Genomic DNA, 21,997 nt, shown 5'->3' with positions numbered 1-21,997 from the left:
GCCCTCCGGGCGGACGACGGGGATGTGCCGGACAGGCCCAGTGCCGCCGCACGGGACACCGGCCTGTCGACTTCGGCGTCTTCCCGGCTCTTCCTGTCGGGTCCGTGTCGGGTCCGTGCCGGCTTTCCGCCCTGTGTCGGGTTCCACGGGGCTGTGGGGTTTCCTCCGTACGGTTCCCCCTCCGTGTTCGACGGAAGACGCTCGACTCGGTCCGTTTGGTTGCCGGACACCGGACGTGACCGATCTCAAGTGGCGCTGAAACGATCATCCACGGCGCATTGGGCAGGCACTTTTGAGGGCAGAGCCGACCAATCAAGATCATTTGATGCCGGGGGGCGGGCATGGCGCCGGTGTCAGGTGCGAGGATGCCTGCAGTACTGGCCGTACGTGCGCGTGTGGTGGTGGGGGAAGTCCGCGGTGGGGGACCGCGGGGCCGCTTCGTCCCCCTGTGCCGCGGGCGCCCGCGCAGAAGGGACCGCTCCCGGCGATGCAGATCCGGCTGACCGTCGTAGACCCGCTGGGCCCGCCCTCCCCCGCGCGGGGCCACGTGGTCGTCACCGCCCCCGCCGGTACGGCCCTGGCGACGGTGGCCGCCGCACTGGTCTCCGCGGCTTCCGGCGGCGACGGGGGATCCGGCTCCTCCTCGGGCTCGGGTGCCCCGGTGCTGTACGCCGGTGACCAGCGGCTGGACGCCCAGCGCTGCACCCTCGGCGAGCCTCCGCTGATCGAGGGCGCGGTGCTGGCCGTGGGCGCCCCGGGCGAACCCGAGCCGCATCCCGAGCTGGACGACACCCCGACCAGGCTCCATGTTGTCGCCGGTCCCGACGCGGGGGGCGTCCACCTGCTGCACGGCGGCGAGATCCGCATCGGCCGCTCGGCCGACGCCGATGTGCCGCTCGACGACCCGGACGTCTCCCGGCTGCACTGCGCGGTGACGGTCGGCCCGGACGGCAGGGTCTCGGTCGCCGACCTCGGTTCCACGAACGGCACAACCTTGGACGGCCGGCGGGTGGGCCCCCGCCCGGTCGCTCTGGCACCGGGCGCGCTGCTGCGGATCGGCGAGTCGGCCCTGCGCCTCACCCCGGCCGCCGGACCGGGGGCGTGCGCGCGGACGACACCGGACGGGGAGGGGCATGTACGCGTGCCGAATCCACGCGCGGGCGAGGACCGTGTCGGCGGTGGTGGCAGCGGGGAGCCGGCCAGGACGACGTCGGGGACGGGGACGCTGGGGTCGGGGTACGCGCGGGTACCGGCCGCGTATCCGGTGCAGCCGGGTCGTCCGACCCACCACGGCTACGGTTCCGCACCCTGGGCCACCACCTCCGGCGGGTACGGGGCGGGCACGGGGGAACGCCCGCCGGCCCCCGGCCGGGGCGACGCACCGGGGATCGAGAACCGCGAGACGGACCCCTCCGATCCCGGCGGGCGCACGGTGCACGTCGCTCCCCGGGGCGAGCTGCCGCGGGTCCCCAAGGGGCGCCGGGTGTCGCAGCCGAGGCCCGCCGACGGCGACCCGGACGCCGGACGCCCGGGCGACATGTACCGCGACCCGTACGACGGGGCGACCCCAGAACCCCCGGCGCCCCCCACCGGGGTCACCCACTCGGGCACCGGCGGCCCCGGGGCCCCTCCCCCCACCAGCCGTAAGGGCACCCCGCTGCGCGGCACCGACCTGGACGGCGCCGGACTCACGCAGCAGCCTTCCGGCGCCCGCAGGCGCGGCGGGCTCTCCGCCTGGGCGCGGCGCCTGGCCGGAGGACGCCAGGGACCGGAGAGCGCCGGGGCGGACGGGCCCGGCGGGGAGGCGGTCGGCGCCGTCCCGCCCGAACGGGCCGTGGCCGCGCCGGGCCCGCCCGAGACCTGGCCCGACCCCGCCGCCCTGCTGCTGACCGCGCTGGGCCCCGGGCCCCGGCTGTGGGAGCGCGGGCCCGGCCATCCGGAGACCCTCGCGATACGCCTCGGCACGGCCGACCGGGCGGTGCCGGGCGGCTCGGGTCTGCTGCCCGCCGTACCGATGACCTCGGGACTGCGCGAGGTGGGCTCGCTGGGCCTGGCCGGCCCGCGCGAGCGGCTCACCGGGCTGGCCCGCGTGGTGCTGGCCCAGCTCGCCGCGCTGCACTCCCCCGACGTGCTGGAGATCGTCCTGATCGCCGCGGACCGCTCCCGCCCCCTGGAGGAGCGGACCGCCGAATGGGCCTGGCTGGGCTGGCTGCCGCACGTACGCCCGGGGCACGGCCAGGACTGCCGGCTGCTCCTCGCCCACGACCGCGAACAGGCCGCGGCCCGCACCGAGGAGCTGCTGCGCCGCCTGGCGGACCACGACCACGCGGCACGGACCTCACCCACCCGACCGGCCCCGGCCGCCCCGCTCATCCCGGAGCAGCCCCGGCCCGCCGACGCCGACCGGAGCGAGCGCCGGCGTCCCTCCTGGGCCGTGGGCGACGGCGCCGGCCCGGCGGACGGCTTCGCGGGGCCGTACACCGTGGTCGTCGTGGACGGTGATCCCGGTGACCTCGGTGCCTCCGGTGCCCCCGAGGTGCGCGACGCGCTGGTGCGGCTGGCCGTGGAGGGACCGCGGGCCGGGATCCACCTGGTGTGTCTCGCCGAGACGTCCGCCGCCTCCGCCGCGTCCCCGGTCACGCGGACGTACGAGGCGGCCTGCGCGGTGACCCCGGCGTTCCGGGAGTGCGGTGCCGTCGCCCTGCTCAGCGGGGACGTGGCGACCACCCTGCGGCTGCTGCGGGTGGCCGGCACCGGCGCCGGTACGGGGACGGTGTCGGCACCGGGCCCGGTCGGTCACGGCACGGTCGCCACGGTCGACGCGGTCTCCCCGGCGTGGGCCGAACGCTTCGCGCGGGCGCTGGCACCGCTGCGCCCGGAGGGCGTCCCCGGCGCGGTGCACACGCGCGTGTCGGCGCCGCTGCCCCAGTCGGCGCGGCTGCTGGACGAGCTGGGGCTGGCCCGTGCCACCCCGGCCTCGCTGATGGCCCGCTGGGCGGACGCGGCCGACGACAGGGAGAGCACCGGCGGCCGGGTGTCCGCGGTGCTGGGCGCCGGTCCCCGCGGCCCGGTCGCCGCCGACCTCGCGGCCGAGGGGCCGCACCTGCTGGTGGAGGGGCCGTCCGGCAGCGGCCGTACCGAACTGCTCCGGGCCGTCGTCGCCTCCCTGGCCGCAGCCGAACGGCCGGACCGGCTGGGCATCGTCCTGGTGGACGGCCGGTGCGCCGCCGCGTCGGGCGGCGGGCCGGGCGACGGACTGCGGGTGTGCACGGACGTACCGCACGTCACCACGCACCTCAGCGCCAACGATCCGGTGCGGATGCGGGAGTTCGCCCAGTCGCTGAGCGCCGAGCTGAAGCGGCGTGCCGAACTGCTCGGCCGGTCGGACTTCGTGGAGTGGCACACCGGGCGTGAGCTGTCGGACCGTATGGTCGCCCAGCGCACGACCGCGCCCCGCGGCCAGGCGGCCGCCGGCGGTGAGCACTCGGGGGACCTGGACGCCCCGCCCAGTTCGACGCTGCGGCTGCGGCCCGGGGCGGCGCGGCGCAGGACGGAGGCCCCGCCTCCGCTGCCCCGGCTGGTGGTGGTCGTGGACGACCTGGACGCGCTGGTCTCCCCCGCGCTCGGCTCGCCGGGGCGGCCCGCCGCCGGGTCGGTGCTGCGGGCGCTGGAGGCGGTCGCGCGGGAGGGCGAGCGGCTGGGCGTGCACCTGGTGGCCGCCACCGGCCCCTGCGCCCGCACGGCGGAGACCGAGCCGGCGAAGCGGGCGACCCTGCGCGTGACGCTCGACCCGCCCGCGCCGGGCGGCCGTGGGGACACCTCCCCGTTCGAGCAGGGCCGGGACAACGGAGGAGAACCGGCGCCGGGACGCGGACAGTTGGCCCACCCGGACGGCACGGCGACCGCGTTCCAGGGCGGACGGGTGACCGGCCGCATCCCGCGCACGGCGACGCTGCGGCCCACGGTCGTACCGCTGGAGTGGCACCGCATGGGCGATCCGCCGGCCCGCCGCCCGGTCCGGGAACTCGGCAACGGCCCGACCGATCTCGCGCTGCTCGCCAGCGCGCTGGAACGCGCGGCCCGCCAGGTCTCGGCCACCGAGGTGCCGTCCCTGCTCTGACCTGACTCCGAGCCGGCTGACCCCGCGTCACCCGACCGCTCGCCACCCGGCACGCGGCACGGACACGCCCCGCCCCGGCATGCCCCGCTCCGGCGCCCCACGGCCCCGGAGAGTCACGACGCGGTCACGATCCCGGACTTGACACACGACGCGGTCTTGCCGCCCCCGTCCTCCCGGGCGTACACAGAGCCCACGGGACAGCGCTCGACGTTCGACGAGGTACGAAGAACGGGGCAGTGATGCGCAGGACGAGCAGAATCATCCGGATACGCAGGTCACCCGGCACACCCACGGAAACGGCGACTCCCCGCGTCCGCAGGGCCGCGAGAACCTCGGCCGCCGTCGTCGCGGGTGTCCTCGCGGTCTCGCTCACCGCGTGCAGCGGGGACGACGACGGCGGCACCGCCGACGGCGCGGGCGGCACCGCCGACGAGACCGCCGCCACCGTCACGCTCCCCCGGCTGGACGGTGAGAGCCTCGAGGTCGCCGCCGTGTGGACCGGCACCGAACAGGCCAACTTCAAGAAGGTCCTGGCGGAGTTCGAGAAGCGCACCGGAGCGAAGGTGACCTTCGTTCCCGCCCAGGATCCCATCATCAACTTCCTCGGTTCGAAGATCGCGGGCGGCGCCCCGCCGGACGTGGCGCTGCTGCCGCAGCCGGGCGCCATCAAGCAGGCCGTCGACAAGGGCTGGGCCAAGCCGCTCGGCGCCGAGGCGACCAAGGAGCTCGGCGAGAACTACTCGCAGGGCTGGCAGGACATCGGCAAGGTCGACGGCAAGCAGTACGGCGTCTACTACAAGGCCGCCAACAAGTCGCTGATCTGGTACAACGCCCAGGTCTTCGAGAACGCGGGAGCGGCCGAGCCCAAGACCTGGGACGAGCTGCTCACCGCCGCGCAGACCGTGTACGACTCCGGCGTCACCCCGTTCTCGGTCGGCGGCGCCGACGGCTGGACGCTGACCGACTGGTTCGAGAACGTCTACCTCTCCCAGGCGGGCCCGGAGAAGTACGACCAGCTCGCCGCGCACGAGATCAAGTGGACGGACCCTTCCGTGAAGGAGGCGCTGACCACGCTGGCGGAGATCTGGGGCAAGGCGGACTACGTGGCGGGCGGCCCGGGCGGCGCGCTGCAGACCGAGTTCCCGGCCTCCGTGACGCAGACGTTCACCGGCGGCGACCAGCCCAAGGCGGGCATGGTCTACGAGGGCGACTTCGTACAGGTCAACATCGGTGAGACCAAGGCGAAGGTCGGCACGGACGCGAAGGTGTTCCCGTTCCCCGCGGTCGGTGACAGCCCGCCCGTGGTGTCCGGCGGCGACGCGGCCGTGATCCTGAAGGACTCCAAGGCGTCGCAGGCCCTGGCGACCTTCCTCGCCTCCCCGGACGCGGCCGGCGTCCAGGCGAAGCTGGGCGGCTACCTCTCGCCGAACAAGAACGTGCCGAACACGGCGTATCCGAACGCGGTGCAGCAGAAGATGGCCAAGGCGCTCATCGACGCCGGTGACGACTTCCGCTTCGACATGTCCGACCAGGCTCCGCAGGCGTTCGGCGGCACCCCCGGCAAGGGCGAGTGGAAGGCGCTGCAGGACTTCCTGAAGAACCCGAAGGACATCGCGGGAACGCAGACCCGGCTGGAGGCCGACGCGGCCGCGGCGTACGGGGACTGAGCCGGCGATGGCGTCGGACACGGCGGCAGGGGTCCCCGAGGTCCCTGCCGCTCCCCAGTCGCGCAGGAGCGTCACCGGCACCCGCAGGACCGTCGCGGCGCTGTTCCTGCTGCCCGCGCTGCTGCTGCTCGGTGCGCTCGTGGTCTACCCGATCGGGTATTCCGTCATCCGCAGCTTCTACGACCAGTCCGGTGGCGGCTTTGCCGGATTCGACAACTACCGGGCCCTGTTCACCGACGACGGCATCCGCACCGCCCTGAAGAACAACGTCATCTGGGTGGTGTTCGCGCCGACGGTCGCGACCGCGCTCGGTCTGGTCTTCGCGGTGCTGACCGAACGGATCCGCTGGGGCACGGCGTTCAAGCTGGTCGTCTTCATGCCGATGGCGATCTCGATGCTGGCGGCGGGCATCATCTTCCGCCTGGTGTACGACCAGGACCCGGACAAGGGCGTCGCGAACGCGGTGTGGGTGGGGGTGCACGACACCTTCGCCGAGTCCTCGGCGTACCCGAAGGCGCATCCGGGCCGCGAGTCGCCGCTGGAGGCGGCCGGCGGGGGCGCCTTCGTCACCAAGGGGACGGTGCGCGTCGGGGACGCCGTCACGCTGCCGCTGGTCGGTGTCGCCCCGGACCTGATCCCGGAGGGCGCCGAACGGGCGGCCGCGCCGAAGCCGGAGCCGGACCGGATCACCGGCACGACCTGGCAGGACTTCACCCGCGGCAAGGGCGTCGGCACGCTGAACGGCGTCGACGCCGACGAGTTGGGCTACCCCGGCATGAGGATCGAGGCGGTCAGGGACGGCACGGTGGTGGAGACGGCCACGGCGGGAGCCGACGGCACGTTCTCCCTGTCGTCCAAGGCGGACGGGGCTCGACTCCGGCTTCCGGCGAGCAACTTCAAGGAGCCGTACAACGGCCTGGACTGGCTGGGCCCGTCGTTGGTCACGCCCGCCGTCATCGGCTCGTACATCTGGATGTGGGCGGGCTTCGCGATGGTGCTGATCGCGGCCGGACTCGCGGGCATGCCCCGGGAGTTGCTGGAGGCCGCGCGGGTCGACGGTGCCAACGAGTGGCAGGTGTTCAGACGGGTCACGGTGCCCCTGCTGGCGCCGGTGCTCGCGGTCGTCACCGTCACCCTGATGATCAATGTGCTGAAGGTGTTCGACCTGGTCTTCATCATCGCCCCCGGCTCCTCCCAGGACGACGCCAACGTCCTCGCGCTGGAGCTGTACCGCAAGGGCTTCTCCGAGGACCAGCCGGGCATCGCCAGCGCGATCGCGGTGTTCCTGTTGCTCCTGGTGATCCCGGTGATGTGGTTCAACGTGCGGCGGCTGAGGCGGGAGGTCAGGCGATGAGCCCACGTCTGCTCAAGGCACGGCCCCCGGTCAAGTCGCTTCCACCGGGCTCCCGTTCGCTCGCCTCCCGGCTCGCGGACCGGGTCGGCGGGGGGCTGGTCCAGGCGTTCCTGATCGTCGTCGGGCTGTTCTGGCTGGTCCCGACGATCGGGTTGCTGCTGGCCAGTCTGCGCACTCCCGAGGACATGGCCGCCGACGGCTGGTGGACGGTGTTCACCGAGCCCTCGCAGCTCACCTTCGGCGCCTACGAGACCCTGTTGGAGAACGGCGACATCACCGGCTCCCTGCTGAACACGGCGTACATCACCGTCCCGGCGACGGTGCTGGTGGTGGTGATCGGTTCGCTCGCCGGATACGCCTTCGCGTGGATGGAGTTCCCGGGCCGGGACTGGTGGTTCCTCGGTGTGGTGGGGCTGCTGGTGGTGCCGGTGCAGGTGGCGCTGATCCCGATCGCCGAACTCTTCGGCAGTCTCGGCATCTTCGGCTCGCTGGCCGGGGTGGTGCTGTTCCACGTCGGCTTCGGTCTGCCGTTCGCGGTGTTCCTGCTGCGGAACTTCTTCGCGGAGATCCCGAAGGAGCTGCTGGAGGCGGCCCGGCTGGACGGCGCGGGTGAACTGCGCCTGTTCGCCCGGGTGGTAATGCCGCTGGCCGGGCCGGCGATCGCCTCGCTGGGCATCTTCCAGTTCCTGTGGGTGTGGAACGACATGCTGGTCGCGCTGATCTTCACGGACTCCGGGAGCCAGCCGATCACGGTCGCCCTGCAGACGCAGGTACGGCAGTTCGGCAACAACATCGACGTGCTGGCGCCGGGCGCGTTCATCTCGATGGTGATCCCGCTGGCCGTGTTCTTCGCCTTCCAGCGGCAGTTCGTCTCCGGCGTGATGGCGGGCGCCGTGAAGTGAGCTGCGCGGAGGCAGAGTTGACGGGCGGGTCCGGGGCTCCGCACAAAGGGCCCCGGGCCCGCCCCTTCGGGTGACGGATGCCCCGGATGCCGCACACGGCGTAACCCGGGCGGCCCGGCGGCCGTTCCCGGGCCGAACCCCCCGTGCCGACCGTTGGATGTCCCTTGCCCAGGTTCCGTGTCACCGTCCCCGCGCGCCCGGGGTGGGCGCACCCGCCGCACCGGGTCCGGGTGTACCGGGCCGTCCGCCCGGCGCGGCCCGCTCCGACCCGGCCACCCACCTGGCGGCCCTCGGGACGGCCTTCGGGGCGGCCCGGCCGGTGAGCCCGGGGCGGCTGTTCGCCTACTCGATTACTCGATTGCTCGATTACTCGATGACAAGATCGACCGGGATGTTGCCGCGGGTGGCGTTGGAGTAGGGGCAGACCTGGTGGGCCTGCTCGACCAGCTTGCGGCCGGTCTCCTCGTCCACGGTGTCGGGCAGCTCGACGCGCAGCGTCACGGCGAGCGCGAAGCCCTCTCCCTGCTTGCCGATGCCGACCTCGGCGGTCACCGCGGCCTCGCTGACGTCGACCTTCGCCGCCCGGCCGACCAGGCCGAGGGCGCTGCCGAAGCAGGCCGCGTAACCGGCGGCGAACAGCTGCTCCGGGTTGGTGCCCTCGCCACTGCCGCCCAGCTCCACGGGGGCGCCGAGACCGAGGTCCAGCTTGCCGTCGGAGGTGACGGCGCGGCCCTCGCGGCCGTGGGTGGCGGTGGCGACGGCGGTGTAGAGCGCGTCCATGGGAAACCTTCCCTCTCGAGTCGTGGCCGGGCGGCCGGCCCTCTGCCTTCGGGGCTCCGGCCGCCGCACGACGCAAGTAGAGCACGCAATTCAATTGCGCGCAATCAAATGGCCCGAAAGAGCTACCCTGGGGCCATGACACCGACCCCGAACCCCCCGCCGGCCGCGTCCCCGGCGCCGGCCGCGGACCCGGCCGGTGCCCCGCCGCCCGGTTCCGCCGACGACTGGCTCCGCCTCGACCGGCAGATCTGCCTCTCCCTGCACGCCACCTCGCGCGCCTTCAACGGCGTGTACCGCGTGGTCCTCAAGGACCTCGGCCTCACCTATCCGCAGTACCTGGTGATGCTGGCCCTCTGGGAGCACGGCACCCTGCCCGTCAAGAAGCTCGGCGAACACCTGCGGCTCGACTCCGGCACCCTGTCCCCGCTGCTCAAACGGCTGGAGACGGCCGGCCTGGTGCGCAGGGAGCGCAGCACGCTCGACGAGCGCTCGGTGGAGGTGCGACCCACCGAGGAGGGCACCGCGCTGCGCGAGCGGGCCGTGGACGTCCCGCGCCGGATCGTCGCCGCGACCGGCTTCGAGATCGACGAGATCCAGTCACTGCGGGCCCGCCTCGACCGGCTCACCGCCGCACTGGACACGGCGGCGGCGAACGGCGCCTGACGGCTGCGCGGCGCCGCCGCAGCGGACATGGGGGTACGAAGTACCTGTTAGCGGGCAAAAGGTCAGTAATCCATTCACCCGAGCCCCAGGGGACGCCTATGCACCCCCACCGCCCCCAGGCCGCCGCCGGCGGCGCCACCGGCATCACCGTCGTGGTCATAGGCCACGACGACGCCGCCCATGTGACCGACGCCGTGCGCTCGGCGCTCGGGCAGGGCCCGGCCGTACGCGAGGTCGTGGCCGTCGACGACTGCTCGACGGACGGCAGCGCGGGCCTGCTCGCCCGGCTGGCCGGGACCGAGCCCCGCCTCCGGGTGATCCGGCACCGCGCCAACAGCGGCGGCTGCGGCTCCCCGCGCAACACCGGGCTCGACGCGGCGACCTCGCCGTACGTGATGTTCCTGGACAGCGACGACGTCCTGCCGGCCGGTGCCGTGGACGCGCTCCTCGGCGCGGCGGGCGCGGCGGACGCGGACGTCACCGGCGGGCTGTGCGTGCGCCGCGAGCTGCCGTCGGGACGCGAGGTGCCGTGGCAGCCCGGCCTGTACGCGGCGCCCCGGGTGCTCGCGCACCCCGCCCGGCGCCCCCGCCTGGTGCACGACACCCTCTGCGTCAACAAGCTCTACGCGACGGCCTTCCTGCGCGCGCACGGCATCCGCTTCCCCGAGGGGCACTTCCCCTACGAGGACTTCGTCTTCACCGCGCGCGTGTGGGCCGCCGCCCCGCGCGTCGCCCTGGTCCCGGACCGGGTCTACGTCTGGCAGGTGCGCCGGTCCGCCCGGCGGCTGTCGATCTCGCTGGACCGCGCGGGCCTCGACAATTGGCAGGACCGCACGCGCGCGTGCCGCACGGCGCACGAGATCCTGCTGGCCGCAGGACAGAAGGAACTGGCACGGGCGGCGCGGGCCAAGTTCCTCGACCACGAGCTGCGCATGTACGTGCGGGAACTGCGGCTGCACGACGCGGACTACCGGCACGCGTGGTGGGCGCACACCCGCGCGTTCCTCGCCGAGTACGACGCGGCCGACTGGGCCCGCGACCCGGTCGCGCCCGGCCGGCTGATCGGGCGGGTCCTGCTGGCCTCCCCCGAGCCGCGCGACCTGCCCCGCCTCCAGGAACTGGCGGGCCGCCCGGCGCGGCTGTGCCCGCCGTACCCCCGCGCGGCGGACGGTACGCCCTGCTGGTCCGCCGACCTGCCCGGGGTCACCCTGGAGCCCCTGCTGGCCCGTCCCGTGACCCGGCTGCCGCTCGCCGTCGACGCGGAACTGCGCCCCCGCACCCGTGCCACCCGGCTGCGCCTGCGCCTGCACGAGCTGTACGGCCTGCTGGAGCGGGCGCACCCGGTGGAGCTGGAGATCGAGTGGCGGCACCGGGACGGCGGCGGCAGGAGGGTGTGCACGGTGCCGCTGCGGGCGGCTGCCGGGGGCGGCTGGTCCGCGGAGACGACCGTACGGCCGGCCCGGCTGGCCGCGCTCGGCGCCGGCGCCTGGGACCTGCGCCTGCGGGTGCGCTTCGGCGACGGCTCGAGCCGCGAGGTCACCGCGCACGCGTGTGCGGGCCCCGGTCTGCTGCGCCGCCGCGCGGTGCCGAGCGTCCGGCACGGCGTGGTGCTGGTCCGGCCGTACGCCACCCACTCGGGCGCGCTGGCACTGCGGGTCGCACTCGGCGTACGCGGCGCCGCCTCCGTCGTACGCGGGAGACTGTGGCGCCTGCTTCACTAAGATCCGGGAGAGCGGCGGGGACCGACCACCCGCCGCGGGCCAACGACGAGGGGACGTCCGCACATGACCTGGTTGATCACCGGCGGCGCCGGCTACATCGGGGCGCACGTCGTACGGGCGATGACCGAGGCGGGCGAGCGGACGGTGGTGTACGACGACCTGTCCACCGGCCTCCCCGACCGGGTGCCGGACGGAGTGCCGCTGGTGGTCGGCTCGACCCTGGACGGCGAGCGGGTGGCCCGCGCCCTCGCCGACCACGAGGTCACCGGCGTCGTCCACCTGGCGGCGAAGAAGCAGGTCGCGGAGTCGTTGGAGCTGCCCCTGCACTACTACCGGGAGAACGTCGAGGGCCTGCGCGTCCTGCTGGAGGCGGTGGCGGCGACCGGTTCCGTGTCGTCCTTCGTCTTCTCGTCCTCGGCGGCGGTGTACGGCATGCCGGAGACCGCCGCCGAACTGGTGACCGAGGACACCCCCTGCGCGCCGATGTCCCCGTACGGGGAGACGAAGCTGGCCGGCGAGTGGCTGGTCCGCGCGGCGGGCCGGGCCACCGGTCTGTCCACGGCCTCCCTGCGCTACTTCAACGTGGCGGGCGCCGCGAGCCCGGAGCTCGCCGACACGGGCGCCCACAACCTCGTCCCCATGGTCTTCGAGAAGCTCACCGAGCAGGCGCCCCCGCGCATCTTCGGCGACGACTACCCGACCCCGGACGGCACCTGTGTCCGCGACTACATCCACGTGGTCGACCTGGCCGAGGCCCACGTGGCCGCGGCGCGCGCCCTGCGCGCCGCCCCCGGCCGGGACCTCACCCTCAACATCGGCCGCGGCGAGGGCGTCTCCGTCCGGGGCATGATCGACCGCATCAACGCCCTCACCGGCCACGACCTGCCGCCCGCGGTCGCCCCCCGCCGCCCCGGCGACCCGGCGAGCGTCGTCGCCTCCGCCGACCGCGCCGCCACCGAACTCGGCTGGAAGGCCCGCCACACCGTCGACGACATGATCACCTCAGCCTGGCAGGGCTGGCTCCGCCTCCACCCGTCGGCGGCCCGCGGCTAGTCTGCGCGGATGACCTCTGCCCCGACCTGGTCCGAGCGCGCCGTGGGTGCCGTCGTCGGTTCCGCCGTCGGCGACGCCCTGGGCGCCCCCTTCGAGTTCGGCCCCGAAGGGGCCTTCTCGGCCCGCTTCTCGGAGCCCGGAATCGGCGGCGAGATGTGCGGGGGCGGCGGCTGGGAGCCGGGTGAGGCGACCGACGACACGCAGATGGCGGTCCTGGTCGCCGAGTCGCTGCTGGAGCGCGACGGCCTCGACCTCCCCGACGTGTTCCGCCGCTTCCAGCGGTGGGCCGCCGCCGGCCCGAAGGACATCGGCCTCCAGACGGAAGCAGTACTGAGCAGCGGCGACCCGTGGGACCTGGCCGCCGCCCTGCATTTCCAGACCAGTCAACGGGCAGCAGGAAACGGTGCGTTGATGCGTGCCACCACTTCCGCCGTGTACTTCGCGTGTCTGGGCCGCGAGGCCACCATGGACGCCGCCCGTCGGCTGGCCGCGCTCACCCACGGCGACCGTGCGGCCTGGGAAGGCACGGCCATCTTCCACGAGTTGGTACGCGTCGCCCTGACCGGAGACGACCCCCTCTCCGCCGTGGCCGACACCCTGTACTCGGTCCACCCCGACCACCGCGAGCGCTACGCCACCGTCCTCGCTTCCGACTGGCATCCGGACCTGGCCACGGAGTTCAACGGCGCCGTCTGGCCCTGTCTCGCCTCCGCCGTCTGGGCAGTACGCACCACGACCGGCTACGAGGACGCCGTACGCGCCGCGATCGACCTCGGCGGCGACACGGACACGGTGGCCGCCGTGACCGGAGGACTGGCGGGGGCGGTGTACGGCATCACCGCCGTGCCCACCCGCTGGGCCGAGACTCTGCACGTACCCCTACCGGGCTCGGAGGGACGAGTACTGCGGGTGGCGGACATGGCCGCCCTCACCCGACGGTTGTGCCGCTGAGCGGCGCAGAAAGTCGCCGGAGCCACCGGTCACCCGAGTCGAACGCGGATGCCTCGTTGAAGGGAGAGCGGGCTTCTGGCTCTATTTCGAGGCTCGCGGCCTGACGCTCGGTCCGTGGGAACTCGCCGAGACCGAGGGGGATTTCAAGCTGATGTGGTGGCCGATGGGTGACGCACTCCGGGCCATGCACGAGGGGCGGTTCCTCCTGCCCGCCGGGCCGCCGACCCCACTCCTGGCAGATCACCGCCCCGCAGCGGACTGACCTGTCCCGCCGCGTCACAGCGCCTTGAGCGCCGCCGTCGTGGCTCTGGCCAGGGCGGGCAGGTAGCCCTTCGGCAGTTTCGGGTTGCGGATGACCACCGAGCGCCAGTACAGGGGGCCGGAGATCAGGTCGAGGGCCAGGGCGTGGTCGACCTCGGGGCGCACCTCGCCCCGTTGCTGCGCCGCCGTGACGACGCCCCTGGCGACCCCGTCCTGGCCCTCCCGCAGCGCCTTCCGGAGTGCCTCGGCGATGTCGGGGTTGCGGGCGGCCTCGGCCTGGAGGTCGGGGAGGATCTGCGAGGCGACGGGGTGGCGCAGGGCGCGTGAGGTGACCTCGTACAGCAGCCGCAGGTCTCCCTCCAGGGAGCCGGTGTCCGGCGCGGGCAGTCCCTGCACGGCGATGGCGGAGACCAGATCGAGGACCAGGTGCAGTTTGGAACGCCAGCGGCGGTACACCGCGGTCTTGCCGACGCCCGCGCGGCGCGCGATCCCCTCGATGGACATCCGCGCGTAGCCGACGGCCGCGAGTTCCTCGAAGACGGCTGCCCGGATGGCCTCCGTCACGTCCTCCCGCAGTACGGCGGCCCCGGCGGGGGCCCTGCGGCGCGGACGCGGCTGGGGCTCGTCGGCGTTGGTCGTCATGCGGCCCAGCATAGGGCGTGACGACGATACGGGCCCGTTCTGACGCCGACATGTACACCGATCCGGCACAGACCGGCGCGCCCGCCCCGGTCGTTGCGACGAAACGGTTGCGTTCCGACGTGCGTTCGCCCTACGCTCGCGTTGCGACGATACGGTGCCGTCCCGACGTAAGTGAACGCGCGAAAACACGCGGGGAAACACCGGGCGGAACACGGCATCGCACCGCCACGCCGCCACCCCCACTACTCCCCCTAGCGAAAGAAGCGGATGTGAGTCAGGCCCTCCACACACCGCCTTCCCCACCGGTCCGCCCGGTCCCGGCCGAGGACGACCTCCCGGCGCTCGCCGCCCGGTACGGGCTGACGGTCAGCGGCGCCCGGCCGTCGCTGCCCGAGTACGTCCGTCAGCTGTGGGCGCGCCGGCACTTCATCCTGGCCTTCTCCCGGGCGAAGCTGACCGCGCAGTACAGCCAGGCCCGGCTGGGCCAGCTGTGGCAGGTGGCCACCCCGCTGCTGAACGCGGCCGTGTACTTCTTCATCTTCGGGCTGCTGCTGGGCGCCCGCAAAGGCATCCCGCACGAGATCTACGTGCCGTTTTTGGTGACCGGGGTGTTCGTGTTCACCTTCACCCAGAGCTCGGTGCTGGCCGGGGTGCGGGCCATCTCCGGCAACCTGGGCCTGGTGCGGGCGCTGCACTTCCCGCGGGCGGCGCTGCCGGTCTCCTTCGCGCTGCAGCAGCTGCAGCAGCTGCTGTTCTCGCTGGTCGTGCTGGTGCTGGTGGTGCTGGCGTTCGGCAGCCTGCCCGGACTGTCCTGGCTGCTGGTGGTGCCCGCGCTGGGGCTGCAGTTCGTCTTCAACACCGGGCTGGCGCTGCTCTTCGCGCGGCTCGGCAGCCGGACGCCGGACCTGGCCCAGCTGATGCCGTTCGTGCTGCGCACCTGGATGTACGCCTCGGGGGTGATGTTCAGCATTCCGGCGATGCTGGCCGACAAGGACGTGCCGGGCTGGCTGGCCGACGTGCTGCAGTGGAACCCGGCCGCGGTCTACATGGACCTGGTGCGCTTCGCGCTGATCGACGGCTACGGCTCCGCGTATCTGCCGCCGCACGTGTGGGCGGTCGCGGTGGGCTGGGCGCTGCTGGCCGGGGTGATCGGTTTCGTCTACTTCTGGAAGGCCGAGGAGACCTACGGTCGTGGCTGACAACGCTGCTGAGAAGATTCCCACCGTCATCGCCGACGGCGTCGACATCGTCTACCGGGTCAACGGCACCGGCGCCGGACGCGGCTCCGCCACCGCCGCCCTCAACCGCATCGTGCGGCGCCGGAAGACCGAGCAGGCGGCCGGCGTGCGCACGGTGCACGCGGTGCGGAACGTGTCCTTCGTCGCCTACCGGGGCGAGGCCATCGGCCTGATCGGCACCAACGGATCGGGCAAGTCGACCCTGCTCAAGGCCGTCGCCGGACTGCTCCCGGTGGAGAACGGCCGGATCTACACCGGCGGCCAGCCCTCCCTGCTCGGCGTCAACGCCGCCCTGATGAACGACCTCACCGGCGAGCGCAACGTCCACCTCGGCGGCCTCGCCATGGGCATGTCCCGCGAGCAGGTCCGGGAGCGCTACCAGGAGATCGTCGACTTCTCCGGGATCAACGAGAAGGGCGACTTCATCACCCTGCCGATGCGCACCTACTCCTCCGGCATGGCCGCCCGGCTGCGCTTCTCCATCGCCGCCGCCAAGGACCACGACGTCCTCCTCATCGACGAGGCGCTGGCCACGGGCGACCGCTCCTTCCAGAAGCGTTCCGAGGACCGCATCCGGGAGCTGCGCAAGCACGCCGGGACGGTGTTCCTGGTCAGCCACAGCAACAAGTCGATCCGGGACACCTGCGAGCGCGTGCTGTGGCTGGAGCGGGGCGAGCTGCGCCTGGACGGGCCGACGGACGAGGTGCTCAAGGAGTACGAGAAGTTCACCGGCGGCCCGGACAAGGCCCGCAAGCCCAAGCCGAAGCCCAAGCCGAAGGCCACGGCTGAACCGAAGACCGAGACCGAGCCGAAAGCCGCGACCGAGCCCACGACGGTGACCGAACCGGAGGCCGCCACCGCCCCCTCGTGAGGTGCCGCCCGTCCGTCTCCGGGCAGCCCCTTCGTCACATTGATGCCACTATGACCGAAGGGAACGCCCGGATCGGTGACGAGACGAAGGAGCCCCGAGATGCCCGAGCTCAGCGTCATCGTCCACGGACCGAACACCCAGGACCACCTGACCGGCCTCCTCGACTCCCTCTGCTCCCCCGACTCCCTCACCGCCCGCACCACCTTCGAGGGGGATCCCTCCCCGGACATCGAGGTCATCGTCGCCGCCGTGGGCGACTGGGCCCGGGAGACCGCCGAGCGGCACACCCCCGACATCCAGGTGCTGCCCCTGCCCGACGGCACGTCCGACCCGGTGGCCAGGGCGGCGGGGGCGGCCCTGGCCACCGGCCGCTGGCTGCACTTCGTCCGCGCCAAGGACGGCCTGCCGTCCGGTGGTCCGCGTGCGGTCGCCGAGCACCTCGCCCGGCTCCCCGACACCGTGGACGTCCTGCTCCTGGACCACGTCCGCAGCACCTGGGACAGCTCCGGCCTGCCCTCCCCCGACGGCCCCCTGCTCGTCCGCGCGGGCCACGCCGAACTCGCCCTCGACGACTGCGCGCACCTGCTGCGCCTCACCCCGCTGCTCGGCACCCGCGTCCTGCGCGCCGCCTTCTGGCGGACCCGTCACACCCGGCTCACCGCGGTCGGCGTCCCGGACGGCGACACGTTCGACGAACCGTACGCCGCCCGCGCCGCCCTCCTGCTCGCCGACCGCGTCGCCTGTCTGCCCCGCGTCGCCCACGAGGACCGGCGGCTGCGTCCCGCCGCTCTCCCGCCGGTCACCCCCGAGCAGCGCTACGCCCTAGTCGAACACTACGAAGCCCTCCTCGGCCTCGCCGACGACCGCCCCGCCGTCCACGAGGCGCTGTACGAGATCATGGTCGACGACTGCCTGCGCACCTTCGTCCGCGGCGGCATGCCCGATCCGGTCGCCCGGGAGTTCTTCCGCCGCGCCTCGCTGGCCGCCGTACGCCACCGCCCCGAGGGCCACCGGCGCCCGGCAGGCCTCGAGGGCGTCCGGCGCTCGCTGCTCGAGGAGGGCGCCTACACCCGGTACCGCGCCCTCCAGGCCGCCAACCGCACCCGCCGCGCCGCCGGGTCCGCGGCGCGCGCCGGCAGGCGGCAGCTCGGCACCCTGCTCGTCGACCACCACTACCGCAGGGCCCTGCGCCGCCCCGTCGACCCGGACCTGGCGGTGTTCACGGCGTACTGGAACCGCGGTGTCGCCTGCAATCCGGCCGCGATCGCCGCCAAGCTCGCCGAACTCACCCCGTGGATCCATCCGGTGTGGGTGGTGAACGCCCACAGCGCCGCCCTGCTCCCGCCCGGCACGGACCATGTGGTGCCCGGCACCCGCCGCCACGGGGAGGTGCTCGCCACCGCGAAGTACCTCGTCAGCAACGTCAACTTCCCGGACGCCGTGGTCAAACGCCCCGACGCCGTCCACCTCCAGACACACCACGGCACCCCGCTCAAGCGCATGGGCGTGGACCAGATGCCGTTCCCGGCCGCCGCCCGGGGCCTGGACTTCCAGGCCCTGCTGGAGCGCGTTGACAAGTGGGACTACAGCCTCTCCAGCAACAGCCACACGACCCGCATGTGGCAGCGGGCGTACCCGTCCCGCCACGTCTCGCTCGACTACGGCTACCCGCGCAACGACGTCTACTACACGGCCGGCGCCGACGACATCCGCGCGATCCGCGAACGCCTCGGCGTCGCCCCCGGTCGCCGGGCCGTGCTGTATGCGCCCACGCACCGCGACTACGAGGCCGGCTGGGTCCCGCACCTGGACCTCGCCGCGCTCGCCGACCGCCTCGGCGAGGACACCGTCCTGCTGGTTCGAGGCCACTACTTCTACGACGGGAGCGCCGGAACCGCCGGGAGCGCCTCCCCCCGCACCGCCCCCTTCACCGCGCTGCGGCGCGGCGGCCGCAGCGCCCGCATCGTTGATGTTTCGTCCTACGACCCGGTCGAGGACCTGTGTCTGGCCGCCGACCTGCTGGTCACCGACTACTCGTCGATCATGTTCGACTACGCCAACCTGGACCGCCCCCTGGTGATCCACGCCGACGACTGGGACGTCTACCGGGAGACGCGCGGCGTCTACTTCGACCTGACGGCCGAGGCGCCGGGCCCGGTGGCCCGTACCCAGGAGGAGCTGACCGGGATCCTCACCACCGACGCCTGGCGCGACGCGAGCGCGGCGAAGGCGCGGGCCGTCTTCCGGCGCCGGTTCTGCGAGTACGACGACGGCCGCGCCGCCGAACGCGTCGTGCGCCGGGTCTTCCTCGGCCAGGGCGAGGAGTCGCTGCCGCCGGTGCTGCCCCTGGAGGAGCGCACCCCGGCGCCCGCCCCCGAGGAGGCGAACTCCTGATGAGTCCGCTCCCCGAGGCGAACGGCCTTCGAGAAGCGCTCGACGCACCCGACGTCACCGTGACGGTCATCGTCCACAACGACGCCGAACGCCTCCCCCGCGCGGTGGAGTCGGTCCGCCGGCAGACCCACCGCGACCTCGAGATCGTCATCAGCGACGACCACTCGACGGACGGAACCCCCCAGGTGGCACGGCGGTTGGCGGCCGCGGACCCGCGTATCCGGTACCTGCGCCTGCCGTACAACAGCGGCGGCTGCAGCGCGCCCCGCAACCGCGCCCTGGAGACCGCCCGCGCGCCGTATCTGATGTTCCTCGACAGCGACGACGAACTCCCCGCGAACGCCGTGGCGCTGCTGCTCGCCGCCCACCGCGAACGGGACATCGACTTCGCGATGGGCGCGGTACGACGCGTCCGCACCGACACCGGCCGCCGCTCCACCTGGATGCCGCACCTGGTGCGCGAGCGCCGCACCCTGGACGGCATCGAGGCCGATCCGCGGCTGTTCTTCGAGCACCTGTCGACCGGCAAGATGTACTCCCGGGCCTTCCTCGACCGGCACGGCCTGCGCTTCCCCGAGGGCATCCACTACGAGGACCAGTTGTTCTCGGCGCAGGCGTACTGCCTGGCGAGGAGGTTCACGATCGTCCCGGAGCCGGTGTACCTCTGGTACATAGCGCCCTACGCCGCCCGGGAGTCGGCGTCCATCTCCAACCAGCGGCACAAGCTGGACAACGTCCGCGACCGGGTCCGCGTCCAGCACCTCATCGACGCCTTCCTCACGGAGAGCGGGCACGCGTCACTGCGTGCGGACAAGGACCACAAGTTCCTCAAGCACGACGTCCGGATGTACACGGGCGACCTGCCCCACCGGGACGACGAGTGGCTCGCGGGCTTCGCGGACCTGCTGAACCCGTACCTGGAGACGCTGTCGCCCGGCGCGTACGCCCGCCTCCCGCGCGCCGAACGGGTCGTCCTCCGGTTGCTCCGTGACCGCCGCCTGGCCGAGGCCCGGCAGGCGGCCCGCGGCCTGGGCCACGACATCGGCCCGAGGCAGCTGACCGTGGGCCCGGACGGCCGCGCCTACTGGGGCGACCGGGTTCCCGCGTCCGCCGCCGCCCGCGCCGAGCTGGACCTCTCCGACCTGGAACCGGACACCCGCCCCTTCCTCACCGCCCTGTTCCGCCACGAGATCACGGACATCGACCGAGGTCCCGGCGGATCGGTCGAACTGACGGTGCGTACCTACGATCCGGCGCTGCGCCTCCCGCTCGGCCCGCAGCGCGCGACCCTCCTCGTCTCTCCCGGCCGGCGCTGCCTCAGCGTGCCCTTCCGCCTCTCCCCCGTCCGCTCCGGTGTCTTCGAGGGCCGCGTCGGCCTCGACCTGGCGGCTGCCTCCCTGCCGGTGAGCGGCTTCGCCGGGGTGCGCCATCCGCTGCTCCACCTCACCCTGCGGGGGCAGGGCAACGCGGGTCTCCTGCTGGCTCCCCCGGCCTTCCCCCCGTTCACCGCCCGTGTCCCGTACCGCCGTGGCGCGGCCCCGCACCGCGTCACCGTCGAACCGGAGGGCCACGGCGCGGGCCGCCTGCAGATCCGCTGGGAACCCGTGGGGGTGACGGCCCGGGTGACCCGCCCGACGGTGCGGCGTCTGGCCCGCCCGGTGGCGAACGTGCTGGGGTGGTGAGGCGCGCGGTCAGCGCACCGCGTAGAGCGTCTGGCCCTCCGGTCCCCGGGCCACGGCCCGCAGCCCGGTGTCGTGCAGGGTGCCCGTCGTGTCCACCACCCACCGCACCCCGTACGCCCGCTCGATGCCCCGGCGCACCCGCGCCGGTGTGCGCGGCGCGAAGTACTGCTCCGTGGCCGCCGCCCTGCGCTTCTCGTCCGGCAGGAAGAAGTCGGGGTAACCGGGGGCGACCGTGTAGGGCCCGTACGCGGGAATCCGGCGGGCCGGCTCCGTCTCGGCCATGACGACGTCCCCGTACTTCACCCACGGTGTCATCCAGTGGTACCCCGTCCACGGCTCCCGGTACCGGGCCTCGACCGCAGGGGGCAGCGCCTCGCGCGGGACGACGTAGCCCACCGCTCCCGCCTGCGCCCACGCGCCGACGGCCAGCGCACCGGTCAGGACGACGGCCCACCCGGCGCGCAGCGTGCGCCGCGCCGCCCCGAACGTCTCCAGCGCGGCCGCGAGCTGCGCCGGGATCAGCACGGCGGGCAGTGCGCGCCCCCACGCGTAGTGGCCGCTCAGCCAACCCGCCGCGAAGACCAGCGCGCCCAGCGCGAAGAACAGCGCGAGCGGGTCCCACCGGTCGCGCCGCCACCGCACGGCCAGCGCGGCCACGCCGAGCAGCACGAGCCCGAACCGGGCCGGCAGGTCCCGGTACAGCTCCCGGTGCACCGACTCCAGCCCGGCGCCGGCGCCCATCAGCGCGAAGAAGTCGTAGTACGGCCAGGCCCACAGCACGAGGACGCCCAGCAGCAGCCCGGCGCCGAGCCGCGGCCACACCGCCCGCGGCAGTCGCGCGGGCCGGGCCGAGAGCACCGTGGCGAGTGCGCCGACCGTGGCCACGACGCCGGTGAACTGGTGGCACAGCAGGATCACCGCCCACAGCGTGCCCAGCCCCGCCCACGTTCCCCACCCGGCCCGGCGGCGCAGCGCGGCCGTCAGCCGGGCCCAGAGGTGGAAGGCGAGGCCCAGGGTGAGGGTGCTCGGGTAGGACACCGTCAGCGCGAGCGAGTGGAGCCCCGGGAAGCCGCTCCACAGGAACGGGGTCGTGCCCCACAGGAACAGCAGGCTCAGCAGGGCGAGCGCGAAGACGGCCCGCTGCCCCGCCCCGTGCGCGGCCCGGGCCCCGGTCCCGCGAGCCGCCTCGCGCACGGTCAGCGCCCGTGCGTAACGCCATACGCCGGTCACCAGCAGCGCGAGTCCGGCCAGGGCTGCGAGCCGCAGCACTACGAAAACCGGCAGACCCGTCAGCCGGGCGAGGCCGCCGAGCAGCACGGTCCACGGCGAGTAGTACGGGCTCTGCGTGTCCGCGTCGACCAGGGGGTTGCCGGGGTCGGCCAGGTCGTGCCGCAGGCGTTGCAGGGTCGCCGCGTGCATGCCGAGGTCGCCGGCCCACGGGAGTGGCACGATCACCGCGAGCAGCAGGACCAGGGCCGACCCGGCGGCGACCTGAACGGCGGCCCGGGCGATGCCCGCCGACCGGAGCGCGGCACCCGGCCCGCCGGTCCTCCCGGGCAGGGCGGGCCGGGCACCGGCAGAGCGGCCGGAACGAACGGGACGGACGGTCACTCTCAGAGCCTTAACACCACATCGGCCCCGGGGCACCCCGACGACACCACAGGGGTGCCCCGGACCGTCGTGTCCGGGGCACCCCTG

The 21,997-nt window shown here is 73.8% G+C and carries 15 protein-coding genes; 12 read left to right on the top strand and 3 right to left on the bottom strand.

What is annotated here, in order from left to right; all coding sequences use genetic code 11:
* Positions 1-487: 487 nt before the first annotated feature.
* The 4 genes from DIZ27_RS11675 (at position 488) to DIZ27_RS11660 (ending at position 8,043) form a co-directional block, all read left to right on the top strand.
* Complete coding sequence (locus DIZ27_RS11675; protein WP_109378296.1) at positions 488-4,120, top strand: FHA domain-containing protein; 3,633 nt, start codon at positions 488-490, stop codon at positions 4,118-4,120.
* A 239-nt stretch (positions 4,121-4,359) separates the two neighbouring features.
* On the top strand, positions 4,360-5,787 hold the full coding sequence (locus tag DIZ27_RS11670; protein WP_109378295.1) for an ABC transporter substrate-binding protein: 1,428 nt from the start codon (positions 4,360-4,362) through the stop codon (positions 5,785-5,787).
* Between the two features lie 7 nt (positions 5,788-5,794).
* Complete coding sequence (locus DIZ27_RS11665) at positions 5,795-7,141, top strand: carbohydrate ABC transporter permease (RefSeq protein ID WP_181383485.1); 1,347 nt, start codon at positions 5,795-5,797, stop codon at positions 7,139-7,141.
* On the top strand, positions 7,138-8,043 hold the full coding sequence (locus tag DIZ27_RS11660; RefSeq protein ID WP_109378294.1) for a carbohydrate ABC transporter permease: 906 nt from the start codon (positions 7,138-7,140) through the stop codon (positions 8,041-8,043). The genes DIZ27_RS11665 and DIZ27_RS11660 overlap by 4 nt, the downstream gene beginning before the upstream one ends.
* 366 nt (positions 8,044-8,409) lie before the next feature.
* Here the strand turns inward: DIZ27_RS11660 and DIZ27_RS11655 are convergent, their stop codons facing one another.
* Positions 8,410-8,823, bottom strand: coding sequence for an organic hydroperoxide resistance protein (locus DIZ27_RS11655; protein WP_109378293.1), 414 nt, complete (start codon positions 8,821-8,823; stop codon positions 8,410-8,412).
* Between the two features lie 135 nt (positions 8,824-8,958).
* Here DIZ27_RS11655 and DIZ27_RS11650 point away from each other — a divergent pair, with 135 nt between their 5' ends.
* From DIZ27_RS11650 to DIZ27_RS11635, 4 genes are all read left to right on the top strand, one after another.
* Positions 8,959-9,486, top strand: coding sequence for a MarR family winged helix-turn-helix transcriptional regulator (locus tag DIZ27_RS11650; RefSeq protein WP_109378292.1), 528 nt, complete (start codon positions 8,959-8,961; stop codon positions 9,484-9,486).
* A gap of 98 nt (positions 9,487-9,584) precedes the next feature.
* Entirely contained in the window at positions 9,585-11,207 is a 1,623-nt protein-coding gene (locus tag DIZ27_RS11645; RefSeq protein WP_109378291.1) for a glycosyltransferase, read from the top strand.
* Positions 11,208-11,270: 63 nt separating this feature from the next.
* Positions 11,271-12,260 carry a UDP-glucose 4-epimerase GalE gene (gene galE, locus DIZ27_RS11640; RefSeq protein ID WP_109378290.1) on the top strand — a complete coding sequence of 330 codons (990 nt, stop codon included), beginning with the start codon at positions 11,271-11,273 and terminating at the stop codon, positions 12,258-12,260.
* 9 nt (positions 12,261-12,269) lie between these two features.
* The gene (locus DIZ27_RS11635) at positions 12,270-13,211 is read left to right on the top strand and encodes an ADP-ribosylglycohydrolase family protein (protein WP_109378289.1); all 942 of its coding nucleotides are present in this window, start codon (positions 12,270-12,272) and stop codon (positions 13,209-13,211) included.
* 276 nt (positions 13,212-13,487) lie between these two features.
* Here the strand turns inward: DIZ27_RS11635 and DIZ27_RS11630 are convergent, their stop codons facing one another.
* The gene (locus tag DIZ27_RS11630) at positions 13,488-14,126 is read right to left on the bottom strand and encodes a TetR/AcrR family transcriptional regulator (protein WP_109378288.1); all 639 of its coding nucleotides are present in this window, start codon (positions 14,124-14,126) and stop codon (positions 13,488-13,490) included.
* Between the two features lie 257 nt (positions 14,127-14,383).
* On the opposite strand from DIZ27_RS11630, the gene DIZ27_RS11625 reads away from it, so the two are divergent.
* From DIZ27_RS11625 to DIZ27_RS11610, 4 genes are all read left to right on the top strand, one after another.
* The gene (locus tag DIZ27_RS11625) at positions 14,384-15,313 is read left to right on the top strand and encodes an ABC transporter permease (protein ID WP_109378287.1); all 930 of its coding nucleotides are present in this window, start codon (positions 14,384-14,386) and stop codon (positions 15,311-15,313) included.
* Positions 15,306-16,223, top strand: a complete 918-nt coding sequence (locus DIZ27_RS11620) for an ABC transporter ATP-binding protein (RefSeq protein ID WP_181383484.1) — start codon at positions 15,306-15,308, stop codon at positions 16,221-16,223. The genes DIZ27_RS11625 and DIZ27_RS11620 overlap by 8 nt, the downstream gene beginning before the upstream one ends.
* Positions 16,224-16,322: 99 nt before the next feature.
* Entirely contained in the window at positions 16,323-18,617 is a 2,295-nt protein-coding gene (locus tag DIZ27_RS11615; protein ID WP_109378286.1) for a CDP-glycerol glycerophosphotransferase family protein, read from the top strand.
* Positions 18,617-20,299 carry a glycosyltransferase family 2 protein gene (locus tag DIZ27_RS11610; protein ID WP_109378285.1) on the top strand — a complete coding sequence of 561 codons (1,683 nt, stop codon included), beginning with the start codon at positions 18,617-18,619 and terminating at the stop codon, positions 20,297-20,299. The genes DIZ27_RS11615 and DIZ27_RS11610 overlap by 1 nt, the downstream gene beginning before the upstream one ends.
* Positions 20,300-20,308: 9 nt before the next feature.
* On the opposite strand, the gene DIZ27_RS11605 is transcribed toward DIZ27_RS11610, so the two are convergent.
* Complete coding sequence (locus DIZ27_RS11605) at positions 20,309-21,910, bottom strand: hypothetical protein (protein WP_375231956.1); 1,602 nt, start codon at positions 21,908-21,910, stop codon at positions 20,309-20,311.
* Positions 21,911-21,997: the final 87 nt, after the last annotated feature.

The sequence above is a fragment of the Streptomyces sp. NWU339 genome, from assembly GCF_003143855.1.
Lineage (GTDB): Bacteria > Actinomycetota > Actinomycetes > Streptomycetales > Streptomycetaceae > Streptomyces.
This window is presented reverse-complemented; position numbering and strand designations above follow the sequence as displayed.